We start from the raw sequence: 15,199 nt of genomic DNA on the forward strand, positions 1-15,199 counted from the left end.
TGGGGTTAATGTCTACGAATATAATAGACATAGTTGAGAAATGGGGCGACGTCAAGCCCTGGTTTGAATGGTCGAGGTTGGTCCTCTGTGTGGGCTTATGAGCTGGGACTTATTTAGACTTGACCTGATTCTGTCGCATGACCGCCATACCCTCCGCCTCCGGGCGTCTCCACGCGCACGGCGTCTCCAGCGGCGACCTGGGTGGAGAACTTGCCGGGCATGACTGTCGGGACGCCGTCCTGGATCAGGATGTTCCGGCCAGGGGCGCCCGTTTGGCCGCCTTGGACCCCGTAGGGGCCTCGGGTGCGGCGTTCGGCCAGGACCGTGACCTCGGCCGGGGCTTCCAGGACGATCTCCCGGACCAGGCCGTTGCCCCCAGGCATCCGGCCGGCCCCGCCGGAGCCGCGGCGGATCGAATATTCCGTGACCAGAAAAGGATAGGCGTACTCCAGGGCCTCCACCGGGGTGTTCAGGGTGTTGGTCATGTGGGCGTGGACCGCGGACGCGCCGGGAACATGCCGGGACGCACCCATGCCTCCGGCCAGGGTTTCGTAGTAGGCGAAGGGTCGGTCGCGGCGCGGGTCGTGTCCGCCGATGGAGATGTTGTTCATGGTCCCCTGGCTGGCCGCGGGGATGGTTTCGGGCAGGGCCTGGGCCAGGGCGCCGAGGATCACGTCCACGATTCGCTGGGAGGTCTCCACGTTGCCTCCGGCCACGGCGGACGGAAACAGGGCGTCCACCACGGACCCGGGCCGGGTGATCACTTCGAGGGGACGCAGGCATCCGGCATTGGCCGGGATGGATTCCCGAACCAGGCAGCGGAACACGTACAAACAGGCGGACAGGGTGATTGCCCGGACGGCGTTGACCGGCCCGGGGACCTGATCGTCGGAGGCACTGAAGTCCAGCACGACGCGACCTCCGTCCGCGGTCAGCTCCAGGCGGATGGCGATGTCTTCCCGGCCCAGCCCGTCCCCGTCCAGCCTGTCCTCGAAGCGGTAGGTTCCCGCTGGAATCCGGGCCACGGCCTCGCGGGTCATGGTTTCAGCGTAGTCGTTCAGGGCGCGGGCGTAGAAGCGTACGGTTTCCGGGTCGTACTTGGCCAACAGTTCCTGGGCTCGGCGTACTCCGGTCATGTTGGCCATGACTTGTGCCGAGAAGTCGCCCTCCCGTTCTTGAGGCGTGCGGACGTTGTTCAGAAAAAAACGCAGGATCTTCTCGTCGATGCGTCCGGCCTCCACAAGCTTCAGCGGCGGAATGATCACCCCTTCCTGAAAGATGGAAGTGGATAGGGGCATGGACCCGGCGGCCATGCCGCCCACGTCGGCGTGGTGGGCCCGGTTGGCCACGTAGAATTCCGGCTTGTCGCCGCCTGGAGCGTAAACCGGGGCGACCAGGGTGATGTCCGGCAGGTGGGTGCCGCCCTTGAAGGGATCGTTGAGCACGACCATGTCCCCCGGGCCCATGGACTCGGCCATGGCCGCCTGCACGGACAGAGGCATGGAGCCCAGGTGCACGGGGATGTGCGCGGCCTGGGCCACCATCTCGCCTTCGGCGTCGAACAAAGCGCAGGAAAAGTCACGCCGTTCCTTGATGTTCGGGGAATAGGCCGTGCGCATCAGGGCCATGCCCATTTCCTCGGCAATGGAGGAGAAGCGGTTCTTGAACACTTCCAGCAGGATTGGGTTGAGGGTCATGGGTTTTCCTCTAAGGGGTGCGGCTGGGCTTGGGAATCGGATCGGCAATTCGTCGTCAGCGGTCCGGCATGACTCGATTTTCCGGCTTCGCAACTCCTTCGCCGGTTTCGGACGAGGCGACGTATTCCCGGGGGTTCATGCCCAGCAGACAGAAGATTTCGTACGGAATGGTCCCCCACCAGGAGGACAGGTCTTCAGGGGTGATGGAGGCCTGCCCGTCCGAACCCAACAGCACGGCCGGATCGCCGGGCGCGACGCCGGGAATGTCGGTCACGTCCACGGCGGTCATCTGCATGCACACCCGGCCGAGAATTTTGGCCCGTTGACCGTGAAGCAGCATCCAGCCCGTGTTGGACAGGCCTCGTGAATAGGCGTCCGCGTATCCGGCTCCGACGATGGCCACGGTCTTGTCCCGGTCCGCGACATAGGTTCGCCCGTAGGAGATGGACGCCCCCATGGCCAAGGGATGCACGGCCAGCACCGGGGCCTGCACGCGCATGGCCGGTCGGAGATCCCGACCCAGATGAGCCAACTCGGTGCCGTGGAAAGGGTTGGCGCCGTACAGGGCGATGCCCGGCCGCTGGCGGTCCCAGGCCAGATCCGGAAAGGCCAGCAATCCGGCGGAATTGACCAGGGAACAGCGCAGATCCGGCCAAGCGGCGTCAAAGTGATCGCGAATGCGCTGGAACCGGGCCGCTTGTTCCCGGACGAAGTCCGCCTGGTCCGGGGCGTCCGCTGTGGCCAGGTGGCTGAACAGCCATTGGGGTTGCAGCAGAGGGCAACGGGAAAGGGTTTCCAGAACCCGACCCGCGTCTTCCGCGCCGAAGCCCAGCCGGGCCATGCCGGTGTCGAACTTCAGGGCCACCACGGGTCGATGTTTTGCCCGATCGGCGGCTTCCTGGAGCCGGATCAGCTGATCATGTCGAGCGGCTATCGGTACGATGCCTCGTTCCACCGCCTCGCGGGCTTCCTCGGGAGATTGGGGGCCCAGCAGGGCGAACACGGTCCCCTCCACCTTGGGGCGTAATCGGACCGCCTCGTCCACCGTGCCCACGGCGAAAAAATCCGCCCCACATTCAGCCAGGGCTCGGGCCACGGGAATCAGGCCGTGGCCGTAGGCGTCGGACTTGATCACGGGGATCAGGGCCGTGCCCCGAGAACGCAGGAAGCGGTGGTTGTGTCGGATGGCATCCAGGTCGATGGTGACGCGCAACAGGTTGTAGTCGATGGGCATGGTGATCTTTGGTGTGCAATCGTCCAGAATAGTAGGGCAGTTATTGCAATATCTCTTCTAGGGCTTGTTCCGCGATGTCCACATCCACGGCCAGCCAGATCAATTCAATGTCCCTGGCGAGGAAATAATGGGCCTGTCCCTGTCCCAAGGCCATGTAAAAGGGAATTTCCTCCCTGGATCTGCGCATCAGGTGGGAAAAGCCGTGACCCTCCTTGCCCATGATCCGGGCCATCTCCTCCATGTCCTTCACGGCCCGTGCCGGATCTTCGTACAGGGAGACGTAGTACGTGGCCGATCCCCGCAAGCCCTGGTACGTGGCGATGAAATTGTCCTGGGTGGCCACGTCGCCGTGATGCATCCGGTCGATGATTTTGGCGGCCTCGGCCCCGTCGAGCAGATTGATCAGCGTCATTCCGGCGATGCTTCGGGGGATGAACTCAGGGGCGGCGACTTCCGGATCGTCGGCTTGTTCCGCCGTCACCGGGTTCGCCGTGAAGGCCGTGATCAGGGCGAGCAGGGCGAGGGCCGCGGAGGCCCGGTACATGAAGGATTTGATGGAAAAACGAGGATGGAACCGCATGGCGAATCCCCTTGTTTGTTGGTGGGTTGATCGGGTGTGCCGCGAAGAGGCCGAAGTTCGGGCCTCTTCGCGGGAACGTCAGTTCTTGACCGTCACCTCGACGACGTTTTGGCGAGCGATGCTGATTTCCCGGCCTCCCTCCTGCTTGACGAAAACGTGCATGAAGCCCATGACCTCATACTCGCCGTCTTCCAGGACGGTGGTGTCCCAGCGGACCGGAAAGAACGCCTCCTGATCCTCGGACTCTCCGATCTTGACCCAGGTGGCTTCGCCTTTTTTCCTGTAGTACCAAGGGTTGGTGATCCGGCTCACCGGCCCCTTGATGTTCAGCTTCTCCAATTGCTTGGTCAGCAAATCCCTGTCCAGGTCTTCGCGCAGCAGGATCGTGCCGGAGTAGACCTGAGACACCTCGGTGGGCACGATGAAGATTGGTCCCCAGTTGTACGACATGATGCGCCTCCTTTGAGCTCGATGCTTGAGCGGATTGTCGCGGATCGACCGGTCGCTCGGAAGAGTATGGGTACATTTTTTCGTTATCCGACTCTATCCAGCAAGGCAACCGACTTCAATGGAAACTACGCCGGAAAAAGGATCGGCAGCAGCCAGACGCAGACCACCATGGAGATGATGGTCAGGGGGACGCCCAGTTTCATGTAGTCCACGAAACGGTAGCCGCCAGGACTCATCACCAGCAGATGGGCCGGGTGGGACAGCGGGCTGGCGAAGCTGGAGGAGGCGGACATGGCCACGGTCATCATCAAGAGTTGAGGGGAAATGCCCATCGCCTCGGCGGTGGTCAGGGCCACCGGGGCCATCAGGACCACCAGGGCCGCGGTGGGAATGACCTGGGTGCCGAGCACCGTGACCAGGAACAGGGCCGCCACCACCCAGCGGGGGCCGAAGTCGCCGACCACGGCGAGCAGAGCCTCGGCCCCCATCTGGGCCGCGCCGGTGTTTTCCACGGCCACGCCCAGAGGCAGCATGCAGGCGATCAGAAAGACGACCTTCCACTCAATGGCCCGGTAGGCCTCGTCCATGCTGATGCATTTCAGAAGGACCATCAGGGTCGAACCCACCAGCGCGGCGATGGCAATGGGCAGCAGCCCGAAAATGGCGCTGAGCACCACGCAGAGCATGATCAACGCGGCGACGGGGGCCTTTTCCAAGCGCGGGGCCTGGGCCGCGGACTGGTCGAGGACGAGAAAGTCCGGGTTGCGGGCAATGGCCTCCAGACTGCGCCGGGAGCCGTGGACCAGCAAGGCGTCTCCAAATTGAAGAGGCAGGTCCTGCAATCCGGTCCGATGGGCCCGGCCCTTGCGCCAGACGGCCAGGACGCTGACCCCGTACTGATCCCGAAACATCAAATCGGCCAGGGTCTTTCCGGCCAGAGAAGTCCGCGGTGAAAGCAGGACTTCGGTCACGGCCACCTGTTGGGATTCCAGCTCGGCCAGCAATTCCGGATTTTGTTCGGCGATGGCGAGTTCCTGCAAGCCTTGCAGCAGTTCCAGGTCTCGTTCCGTGCCTTGCAGGACGAGCAAGTCGCCTGGACGGACGATTTCAGTGGCCGCGGGCATGCAGACCATGGCGTCGTCCCGCAGGATGCTGACCACGGTCAGACCGAAGGCGTTGCCCAACCGGCTGTCCATCAGATCCCGTCCGGCCAGTACGGAACCCTCCGGCACCCGCACGGCCAGAAAGTGGACGTCCCCGCCCGGAAGTTCGTCCGAATTTTCCTTGGAAACTCCCCTCAGATTTCGCAAGGGGCCGGTCTGAATCGGGATCGGGTCCGTGATGATCCCGCTTTGAACCAACTTGTCCAGGGGCTCCCGCTCTCCTTGGAGTAAGAGGCGGTCTCCCGGAGTGAAGCGGTGATATTGTGGATGCTTGAGAGTCCGGCCCTCGGCCGTGCGAACGCGCAGCACCTGGACCAGATGCTCTCGGCGCAGGCCGCTTTGGGCCAGGGTCGTGCCGACCAGAGGGGACTGCTCGCCGACATGGCCTTCGACAATGGCCGTGCGCTCGCAAAACAGGGCATCCAGACGGCCAAGCGGCTCCACTCGCAGATGTTGATCACCCTGGAATCGTTGAAGCTGTTCCGGCTGCCCATGTACGATGACCGTGTCTGCGGCCTGGAGCATGTCCGTGGCTCTGGGCGCCAGCATCAACACTCCCTTGCGTTGCAGGGCCACCACGGTCAGGTACAGGGCCGAGCCGATCCGGCTTTCGGCCAAGGTGCGGCCATCCAGGGGAGAACCGGCCGGAATGGTGATGGCGAAGACATGGGAGTCCATCTCATAGGAAGCTCCGGAAGACCGATCCCCACGGCCCGCCGCGGATGGTCCGGGCTTGTGAATCGGCAGCATCCGGCGGCCGATGAGCACCACGAAGATGATCCCGGCCGCGACGATGGCCGCGGTGATGGGGGTGAAGTCCAGCAGGGCGAATGGCGCGTAACCGGCGTTGCGCAGGGCGTCCGTGGCCAGGATGTTGGGCGGGGTGGATATCCCGGTGAACGGTCCGCCCAAAAGACAGCCCAGGGCCAGGGGCATCAGCAGCCTTGACGGCGGACGACCGCTGCGCCGGGCCAGTTCCATGGTCGCGGGCAACAAAATCGCGGCCACGGTGACCGTGTTGATCAGGGCGGAAAGCAGGCTCGCGGCCACCATCAGGGCGATGATCAGCACGGCCTCGCTGCCTTTGGCAAAGCGTTGCAACGGTTGTCCGAGCTGATGGGCCACGCCGGTACGGGTCAACCCGGCGGACAGGATGAACATGGCCCAGACCGTGACCACGGCCGGGCTGCTGAAGCCGGCCAGAGCGTCTTGCGGTGAGACGAGACCGGTCAGGGCCAGGGCGGACAGCACCAGCAACCCCACCAGATCCACCCGCAGCCACCCGGCGATGAACACCACCAGGGCCGCCGCGATGATCGTTGTCAGTAGAAAGAGATCCATGGCGTAACGTGTTCCTTGAAGAGTATTTCAGAGCGCGGGAGCGTCGTTGTCCGGTCGGTGTCCAGCCAGGTCGCGGGTCGCCTCGATCAGCGCCTCCATGGAGAGCTTGGGCGGCAGCGCCCATGGTGAGGGCCAGTTTGGGGGTAGATGAAATTCCTGGCCGGGCCAGGCGATATGCCAGGCATGGAGCAGCATGCCGCCGGGGCGGGGCGGCCCCCCGTATTTGACGTCTCCGACCAGAGGATGACCGCGGGAAGCCAGTTGCACCCGGATCTGATGGGTGCGTCCGGTCAGCGGCGCGACCAGGACCAGGGCGGCGTCCTGAGACTGGAAGAGAGTTTGGATCAGGGTGTGGGTGGGTTTGCCCGCGCCGACCCGCATTTTTTCACCGAGGCCCGTCCGTACTTTGGACGTCTGGTCCCGCAACAGCAAGGGTTCGCCCCACGCGGGGCTTCCCTGGACCCAGGCCAGATAGGTTTTGCGGACCTTTTCGGAGCGCCACAGGTCTTGCAGGGCTTGGAGCCGGGAGTAGGTCTTGGCCACGACCAGCAGACCCGAAGTGTCCCGATCCAGGCGGTGAACCAGGGCGGGCTTCCAGAGGTGTTCCGCGAAACGGGAGGTCAGACGGCTCGCGATGCTGTCCTGGTGGCCGGTTCCGGCATGGACCGGGAGGCCTTTGGGTTTGGCCAGCACGAGCAGGTCGCGGTCTTCATGCACCACGTCGAGATGGAGGGCTTCGGGACAGTCGGGAACCTGGGTGACGGACGATCCTGTCTCCGGGAGGTCATGGGGTGGAACGCGGATGCGCTGCTGCGCGTCCAGACGGGTCCCGGGCTTGGCCCGGGACCCGTCCACGCGGATTTGCCCGGTGCGGATCCAACGCTGCAAGGCCGAAGCCGGGATGGCTCCGGCCAAGCGGCGTTGAAGGAACTGAAGGAGCTTCTGACCGGCTTCGGGTTCGCTCACCGTCCAGATTTGGACTCCCGGCATCGCGAACCGGGACTATTCCAGGCCGATGTCCAGCGTGGTCCCGGTATCCGGCACGGTGTCCAGGTCCAGGGCGTAGGTCAGCAACACGGTGCGGCGCTGGGTGAACCCGGTCACTCCCGGGTGGGTGTTCACCAGGACGAAAAGTGCGGTGCGTCCGTCGTTCATCACATCGGCCAGGCCGTAATCCACCACCGTACCGCGGATGCGCCGGGTCTTCCAGTTGATGTTCAGGTTGATGCCGTCCCAGAACAAAGAGTGGATTTCTCCCTGGGGGAAATACCGGTAGCGGGCGAAGAACTGGGCCGAAAGGGAAATGTTCCGGTTGACCAAGAGGTTCCAGGCCGTATCCCTGCCCAGCCGAACCGGGACCAGGCGGGAGGGGATGTAGTAGTAACCCCTCAGCTCTTCAGTGCTTCTGTCCTGCCCGAGGCCCGGCAAGGTTTCGTCCATTTCCAGGCCGAGGGCCGAACCGGCATAGGACTCGTCGGTAACCGACTGAAAGCTGTTGGTGGAGGAAAAGACGCGCAGTTTGTCGCGATGGTCGGCGACGACGATCTTGAAGTCGTTGTCCTGGGGCAGGAAGGTGAAATTGAAGACGTTGGCCTCTCGCGGCAGGTTCAGAGGCGTGCCCAGGTCCAGGCTTCCGTCCATGCGCAGCACCTCGTGGACCCCGGAGTCAAAAAGTCGGTTGCGGCCTTTACGCTGTCCGATCAGGATGGACTGCAACTCCGGTGGCTGACGCACCACGTTCATGTACAGGGGGATGCGGTCTTCAAGGAGCGTGAAGCGACCGTCGATGAAGTTCAGGATGAATGAACGCGGCGTCTCCTCGAGTATCGCCGAGACGATGATTTCCTGAAATCCGTCCCGGTTGATGTCCAGCAGGTTGATGTTCAGACATTGGACACGGGTTGGGGCGGCGTATTCGGCCAAAGGCATCAACTTGTTGTCCACCACGTGGTAGGCCAGGACCTTGTTGTCCGTGAGGAGGAAGATCTCGTTGTTGCCGTCGCCGTTGGCGTCTCCGACCACCATGCCCAGGGAGGAGAAGGGCAGGGCCTGGCTGCGCCAGCGGCCGGGCGCGTCCGCCGATCCGGCGTACAAAATTTCCGGGTTCAGGTGGTAGGGCGTGCGTTCCGGGCCGTATTCGTTGTAGATCAGATCCGGATGGCTCGGCCCGGCGGGTCGGGCCGGTTGGCCCGCCTGGGGCTGGGCGGCCTGCTCCTGACGTCTGCCGAAGACCTGGGCGTTGATCTCCTGGGCCACTCCTTCCAGGGCGGGAATCAGGTCGTTGAGCGGTACCTGGGCGGAATGCGGAAAGTCGTTGCCCTTGGCGTCCAGCACATAGACGTCCAGGCTGGCTTGGTCGCCGAGAATGGTTACGCTGCCGAAGATCAGGTAATCCGTGCCCAGGGCAACCAACGCCTCCTGGGCCTGTTCCACGGAGGCCGGAGTCGTGGGGACGGTCTGGGAGATGACGGGCCTGTCCACGTCTTCGAAGCGGTCGGCCCACTTTAAGCGCGAAGTGAGCATGGTCTGCACGCCTTGCCCAAGGTAGGCGTACTGGTCCGGGCCGTGGACGGTGAAGGGCAGCACGGCGAAGCGCTTCAGCGTGTCCTCGGCCAGGGCCGCCCTGGGCGGCGTGGCGCAGGTGAACAGAACAACGGCCATCAGTAAAAAACGGAAGTAATGACGCATGGAGGTCTCCTTGACATTGGCGGGAAGGGACATCATGTCGGGCTGGTCGCGTCGCGCAAGACCACGACGAGTTGTCCGGGCCCGGAACGGCGGAGCGTGACCCGGGCGGCGTTGTTGACGGTTTGGGCCAGAATTTCCAGTTCCTCGGGAAGTCTGGGCCGGAAGACGGAGGCTCCGCCCTCTGGAAGGTACAGTCGGAGATGGCTTTCAGCGTCGTCGCTGAACAAATCCGGCCCGATCCACATTTGCACGTCGCCCTGGGATTGGGATACAAGCGAAAGATACAGCAGCCACAAGCCCTGAATCCTGTCGCGCTCAGGCATTCCGGGTGCCAGCAGCGATTCCAGCTTGGCGGAGAGATCGTCCACCACCTCGCCCAGCCTGGACTCCAGGGCGTCGAGTACGGCGGAGCGTCGGCTCGGAGGACAGTGCCTCAAGGCTTGGAACAGGGCCGCGAACAGCGCGGACGAAATGTCTCGCGAATCGTTTCCGGAAACCGTCGCGGGACGGTCTGAAAAAGTGGAAGGCGAATCGGAAGCCATGCCGGCAAGTGGATCGGGTAATGACTCGGAGAATGGGGCGATCAACGGCAACGGTCCATATGTTTTTGGAAAGTCGAAAAAACCATTTTAGACGCTTTCATTCACCAACGCAAATGATGATTTGCGCGCATAAGGGAGAGCACGGGCCGCATGCCAAGAAGTTTTCGCATCGTCTGCCGGCCTGAGCACGTCGGGCTGGTGGAGGAATTGCTGCGGGTCGAAGGCCACGTCTTCGCCCCGGAGCCCTTTTTCCCCCTTGCCCGTCGGATGGTGGAGGAACCGGCTCCGCTGGGAACTTCCGTTGCCGCGGCTTTTGGTCTGATCTACATCCAGGACCGTTCCTCCATGCTCGCGCCGCTCTTGCTGCAACCTCCCCAGGGCGGCACGGCGCTGGACATGTGCGCGAGCCCGGGCAGCAAGACCGGCCTGTTGGCCCAACTCGTGGGTCCCTCGGGGATGGTTCTGGCCAACGAGCCCAATCCGCGGCGGCTGGCGACGCTGCGCCAGAACATAACAGCCCTGAATCTGATCCAGGTGGCCACCTGCGGACGTCCCGGACAGGAATTGCCCCTGCCCGAAGCCTTGTTCACCCATATCCAGTTGGACCCTCCGTGCAGTGGATGGGGGACCGTGGAGCGCAACCCCCGGGTTCTGGAAATGTGGCCGGAACACAAGCTCGGGCCGCTGGTCGCCCTGCAACGCGAGTTGTTGCGCAAGGCCGCCGCGCTGCTGGCCCCGGGCGGGCGGCTGCTTTACTCCACCTGCACCACGAATCCGGCGGAGAACCGGGAACAGGTCCGCTGGGCCGAGGAGCACCTCGGCCTGACGCCCGTTCCGCTGCATCCCCTGCCGGGCTTCGAGCAGTCCCATATCCGGTCCGATGCCCTGGGCGAGGACGACGGTTGCCTGCACGTTCATACCGAGGCCGGGGAGGGGCAGGGCTTTTTTTTCGCCGCCCTGACATGTTCCGAAGCCTCTCCGGCAGCTTCCAGGGAAAAACGGGAAGGACCCGCTGCGTTGGAATCCTCCGGACGGCTCCATGGAGGCAGGGGAAGGAGAAAGGGTGATGCGTTCGGCACGGTGATCCGGCCCGGCGAGTTTCCCGGCCTGGAGAACGTGGTCTGGGAACATCTGCCTCCGGGAGAACTCCGGGAGTTCAACGGACGGGTGGTCTTTTTGCCGGAACCGGCCTTGTCTCAAGGCCTGGACTTGCCGTCTTCCCTGGGTTGGCGAGGATTCGACATGGGTCGATCGACGGGCCGAACCTTGCGGCTCAATCCCCGGTTGCGGCTGCTGCTGCCGGAATACAGGCCCGGTCAGGGGCTGAACCTGGACGACGCGCGGGACCTGAAAAAGCTGTTGCAGGGCCAAAGTCTGGATTTGCCCTCGGGAGCCGCGACCGGACTTTCGGGACGGGCCCGTGGGACTGTCAGGGAGCGGGCCAGGGGGGCTGTCGGGAGCTGGATCGGGCTCTACTGGCGCGGCTTGCCCCTGGGCTGGGCCACGGTCAAGGGCGGACGGTGTCTATGGTCGCCGAAGTGAGCATGCCCGGCGCTTTTCCTCCGGAATGGCCTGGGTGTAGGCCTGAAAGACGTCCTCGCGGTTAATCAGGCCCAGCACGTGATGGGCGTCGACCTCCGGTGTTTCGGGCCTGATGTCTTCCCGGACCACGGGAATCTGGTCCACGTCCGCCTGCACGAAGGCCATCAGGGCCGTATACAAAGAGTCCTCGGGCCGGAGCAGCACGGGCTTGCGGGCCACGTCCTTGACCACCAGCAGATCGCACAGATCCTGTTCGTAAAGGATCGTTCGCACGTCCTGGATGGACAGAATGCCGGTGATGCGGTCGTCGCGGCCGCGCACGGGAAAGTTGAACTGGCTGGTGTTGGCGATGACGTCCATCAAGGCCCCCCAGGTCGTCCCTTCCTCCAGAATGATCACCCGGCCGGGCCGGAAATGATCCTGGACGCGCAGTTCCTCCAGGACGTTGATAGTGGCGTCCTCCCGGTGCGCGGGTGAGTCGAACTTGTTTTCGGCCTGGTGCTCGTAGAGCGAGACGTCGCGGTTGATGACCAGGCACAGGGCCGAGGCCAGCATCAGCGGGACCAGCAGGCCGTAGCTCTGGGTGATCTCGCAGACCATGATCAGCGGGCCCACCGCGGCGTTGGCCACTCCGGCGAAAAACGCGGCCATGCCCACCAGGACGTAGCCTCCGGGCTGCGTAACCACGCCCGGAAGCAGGAAATGGCCGACCTGCCCCACCACGCCGCCGCACATTCCGCCCACGAACAGGGCCGGGGCGAACATCCCGCCGCTCATGCCCGACCCCAGGGTGATGGACGTGGCCAGGGTCTTGCCCAGAAACACGGCCAGCATCACCACCAGGGACAATTGGCCCAGCACGGCCATTTCCAGCCAGCCGTAGCCGTCGCTGAGCACGGGCGGAAAGGCGACCCCCAGCATGCCCACCAGCAGGCCGCCCAGGCCCATGGACCAGACCAGCCCGGCGCGTTGCCGGACATGCTCGAAAACAGTGCGTTTGATGAAGAAGAACGTCGAGAGGTAGGCGCGTCCGGCCAGGGCGCAGACCAGGGCCAGGACGATGTAAAAAGGCAGTTCCTGAGCGCTCTGGAAGCGGAATTCCGGGGTTTCCAGCATGGGCACGGCGCCGAAGAACAGAGTGAACAGGGAGTAGGCCGTGACCGAGGAGATCAGGGCCGGCAGGATGGCTTCGGCCTCGAAGTCTTCCCGGTAGAGCACCTCCACCGCGGTGATCGCCCCGCCCAAGGGGGCCCGAAAAACCGCGCCCAGCCCGCCGGCTGCCCCGGAAAGCAGCAGAATGCGACGCTCCTTGACGCTCAGCCCGAGGCGGTTGGCCAGCAGGGAACCGAAACAGCCCCCGAGTTGGGCCATGGGGCCTTCCCGTCCGGCGCTGCCCCCGCCGGCGATGGTCAGCACCGCGGTGGTGCTTTTGATCAGGGTCGCGCGTACGGGCATCTGGCCGTCCTGGCGATGGAACGCCTTGATCATGGCGTCCGTGCCGTCCGTCCCGCCGGACATGGGTTCCGGAATCCAGCGGCTGACCAGGAATCCGGTCAGTATGCCCACGGACGCGGTGAGGATGGGGACCAGCCAGGGGCGATACGTCCCCGGTTCGCCGTGAAACAGGTCCTCGCCCGAGGGCAGGGGAAGGTTCAGACCTGCGAGGTACACCAAAAAAAAGTGGCGCAGCCCCTCCAGGCTGACGAAAAATGCTACCGCGGCCAACCCGGAGAGCAGCCCGGCCAGCATGCCCAGCAATACCCACCGGGCTGATCCGCCCCGACTTGCGGCATGGATGAAGTGGCCCCATTTCCGGAAGTACGGCTCAAGAAAAGACATGGGGCGGGGGTCAGACGCACTGCCGGGCTTCCACCAAATGGGCCTCCGGAGAGCCGAGAATGCGGCGGGCCAAGACGATGTCTTCGCGGATTCTGGCCATCAATGCGTCAAGGTTCGGAAATTTTTGTTCGCTCCGCAACCGCTGAACGAAGTGGACGCGAACGTCGCGATCGTAGATGTCCTGGTCAAAATCCAGGATATGCACCTCCACGGAGAGCACGTCGTTTCCAAAGGTGGGGTTGTAGCCGATGTTGGCCACGGCCGGGTGCGTTCGTCCGTCGAATTCGGCCCAGACCGCGTAGACCCCGGTCTTGGGAAACAGTTCGTCCCGCAATTGCAGGTTGGCCGTGGGAAAGCCCAGCAAGCGACCGCCCCGATTGCGTCCGGAAACCACCTTGCCCTCCACCCGGTAGAACCGACCCAGCAAGGGGCGGACCTCCCAGGCGAGTCCTGCCTGGACCATATCCCGTATCCGCGACGAACTGACCACGGCGTCGTCGATCAACACCGGTCCGATTTGTTCCACGGCAAAACCGTGGCGCGTCCCGAGTTCCCGGAGCATGGCGTAATCACCCTTGCGGTTGCGGCCAAAGGCGTAATCGTATCCAATGACCATGTCCCGCATGCCCAGACCCTCCAAAAGATAGATCCGCACGAACTCCTCGGGCTCCAGTTTGGCCAGGTCCTTGGTGAAGGCGATACAAAAGGCGTAGTCGAGCCGCAGGGAGGCGATGGTTTCCAGCTTTTGGTGCGGCAACATGATGAACGGGGGCGTCCGGGACCCGCTTAGAACCCGTAGCGGGTGGGGCTCAAAAGTGACCGCCACGCTGGTAAGGCCGAGGGAAGCGGCTTTTTGGCGCGTCCGGCACAGCAGTTTCTGATGGCCCATGTGGACTCCGTCGAAATTGCCGATGGTGACGCAGGATTGAGAAACGGTTTGGCGGGCTTCTTCCAGGGTGCGCAAGACCTGCATGAGGATGGGGTTCTCCTACCGGATAGGTATGCCGCTCGCCGACTTCCGAACCCGGAAGGCGTCGCGAAACGGCGAAACCTGTATTCGTACCGGAAACCTTCGCGTCCTTCAACCACGTGACGATGCCCGAACAGGACAGGCCGGACACGACCAGGACGGCGGTACTGGAAAAAAACTTTCGCCGACCTCTTGCCAACCGAAGCCGATATGAGTAGACACCTCTTCTTCGGGCCGAAGTGGTGGAATTGGTAGACACGCTAGGTTCAGGGTCTAGTGGGGGTTCCCCCGTGGGAGTTCGACTCTCCCCTTCGGCACCAAAAATTTAAAAAGGGATTCAAGCTGTAACGGCTTGGATCCCTTTTTTTTATTCTTGAGCTCCCTTGTTCGTTGAAAGATTTTGCTTCAGGCCGAGCCTATCTTTGAGTGGTTTATGCACTTTGCCAACCATCGCCGCAGACCATGGATCACCTCGGGCAGGGGGCGGCCCAGGAGGAAAGGAAGGTGGTCCGGAGGGATTCCGGCTTTTGCCTGGAGGAGGTCGCGGAGCGCGGCGTCGTAGGCCGCGGCTTGGCGGAGGAGGTTGGCGGATTCCGGGGTGGAGTCTTGAAGGTGGCCGAGCAGGTCGGCGACGGAGCAGCGGGTTTCGTGGTCGCGGACCAGCTCGGCCAGAGCATTGTCCGGGCCCAGGATATCCAACCTGGACAGGCGCGGCGTCGCGGCGGTCTCGGCCAGGTCGGCGGTGTCCCAGCACTTCAGGGCCGCGCACTCGACGGGCTTGTTCTGGTGGATGGCGCAGCGGCCATTGGGGTGATTGGTCGTTTGGGGGGGAATGGTTTGGGGAGCGGGTTGATGGAAGCGACAGCCCGCGTCGCCCTGCGTCGAGGGCGTATTCACGGCTTCCCGTGAACGAATCTTGACGCATTCCGCGTTCAGCGGGACGACCAGTCCCTTGACTTGGTCATGGACCGGTTCGCCCACCCGCAGGGTGACCAGGTCTTCCCTGAGAATGATCTTGTCGCGCAGCAGAGACAGATCCGCGTGATGCAGGGCCGGACCGCCCTTGCGGCAGCAGGTTCCGCACCGTCGACAGTGGGTTGGCGGGGCCGGGTGTTGCGACATGGTGGGGCGTTCCTTCCGCGCTCGTTGCAGT

Annotated in this window: 12 protein-coding genes and 1 tRNA gene; 2 read left to right on the forward strand and 11 right to left on the reverse strand. The window is 63.6% G+C overall.

Translation table 11 applies throughout. From position 1 onward, the window contains the following. Nucleotides 1-113 precede the first annotated feature (113 nt). The 8 genes from GY33_RS0109705 to GY33_RS19795 form a co-directional block, all read right to left on the reverse strand. Entirely contained in the window at nucleotides 114-1,697 is a 1,584-nt protein-coding gene (locus tag GY33_RS0109705; RefSeq protein ID WP_031387147.1) for a hydantoinase B/oxoprolinase family protein, read from the reverse strand. Between the two features lie 55 nt (nucleotides 1,698-1,752). After that, nucleotides 1,753-2,931: an alanine racemase gene (gene alr / locus GY33_RS0109710; RefSeq protein WP_051822479.1), complete on the reverse strand. Its 1,179-nt coding sequence runs from the start codon at nucleotides 2,929-2,931 to the stop codon at nucleotides 1,753-1,755. A 40-nt stretch (nucleotides 2,932-2,971) separates the two neighbouring features. Then, complete coding sequence (locus GY33_RS0109715) at nucleotides 2,972-3,511, reverse strand: hypothetical protein (RefSeq protein WP_031387149.1); 540 nt, start codon at nucleotides 3,509-3,511, stop codon at nucleotides 2,972-2,974. Between the two features lie 78 nt (nucleotides 3,512-3,589). After that, a complete protein-coding gene (locus GY33_RS0109720; protein WP_031387150.1) occupies nucleotides 3,590-3,961 on the reverse strand; it encodes a hypothetical protein in 372 nt (123 codons plus the stop codon). A 125-nt stretch (nucleotides 3,962-4,086) separates the two neighbouring features. Next, nucleotides 4,087-6,465 carry an SLC13 family permease gene (locus tag GY33_RS0109725; protein ID WP_031387151.1) on the reverse strand — a complete coding sequence of 793 codons (2,379 nt, stop codon included), beginning with the start codon at nucleotides 6,463-6,465 and terminating at the stop codon, nucleotides 4,087-4,089. Between the two features lie 27 nt (nucleotides 6,466-6,492). Continuing rightward, on the reverse strand, nucleotides 6,493-7,431 hold the full coding sequence (locus GY33_RS0109730; protein WP_161788462.1) for an RluA family pseudouridine synthase: 939 nt from the start codon (nucleotides 7,429-7,431) through the stop codon (nucleotides 6,493-6,495). A gap of 36 nt (nucleotides 7,432-7,467) precedes the next feature. Continuing rightward, a complete protein-coding gene (locus GY33_RS0109735; protein ID WP_031387153.1) occupies nucleotides 7,468-9,153 on the reverse strand; it encodes an FG-GAP repeat domain-containing protein in 1,686 nt (561 codons plus the stop codon). A 32-nt stretch (nucleotides 9,154-9,185) separates the two neighbouring features. Further along, nucleotides 9,186-9,695, reverse strand: coding sequence for a hypothetical protein (locus GY33_RS19795; RefSeq protein ID WP_152555154.1), 510 nt, complete (start codon nucleotides 9,693-9,695; stop codon nucleotides 9,186-9,188). Nucleotides 9,696-9,845: 150 nt separating this feature from the next. Here GY33_RS19795 and GY33_RS0109745 point away from each other — a divergent pair, with 150 nt between their 5' ends. Continuing rightward, nucleotides 9,846-11,237: an RsmB/NOP family class I SAM-dependent RNA methyltransferase gene (locus tag GY33_RS0109745; RefSeq protein WP_031387155.1), complete on the forward strand. Its 1,392-nt coding sequence runs from the start codon at nucleotides 9,846-9,848 to the stop codon at nucleotides 11,235-11,237. Here the strand turns inward: GY33_RS0109745 and GY33_RS0109750 are convergent. Beyond that, nucleotides 11,220-13,076, reverse strand: coding sequence for a chloride channel protein (locus tag GY33_RS0109750; protein ID WP_035271733.1), 1,857 nt, complete (start codon nucleotides 13,074-13,076; stop codon nucleotides 11,220-11,222). The two genes, GY33_RS0109745 and GY33_RS0109750, sit on opposite strands and share 18 nt — an antisense overlap. 10 nt (nucleotides 13,077-13,086) lie before the next feature. Then, nucleotides 13,087-14,049, reverse strand: coding sequence for a bifunctional riboflavin kinase/FAD synthetase (locus GY33_RS0109755; RefSeq protein ID WP_031387157.1), 963 nt, complete (start codon nucleotides 14,047-14,049; stop codon nucleotides 13,087-13,089). A 230-nt stretch (nucleotides 14,050-14,279) separates the two neighbouring features. Here GY33_RS0109755 and GY33_RS0109760 point away from each other — a divergent pair. Further along, nucleotides 14,280-14,366: transfer RNA gene (locus tag GY33_RS0109760), tRNA-Leu, on the forward strand. A gap of 85 nt (nucleotides 14,367-14,451) precedes the next feature. Here the strand turns inward: GY33_RS0109760 and GY33_RS0109765 are convergent. Next, nucleotides 14,452-15,168: a hypothetical protein gene (locus tag GY33_RS0109765; RefSeq protein ID WP_051822482.1), complete on the reverse strand. Its 717-nt coding sequence runs from the start codon at nucleotides 15,166-15,168 to the stop codon at nucleotides 14,452-14,454. Nucleotides 15,169-15,199 lie beyond the last annotated feature (31 nt).

It is taken from the genome of Desulfonatronum thiodismutans (assembly GCF_000717475.1).
GTDB lineage: Bacteria > Desulfobacterota > Desulfovibrionia > Desulfovibrionales > Desulfonatronaceae > Desulfonatronum > Desulfonatronum thiodismutans.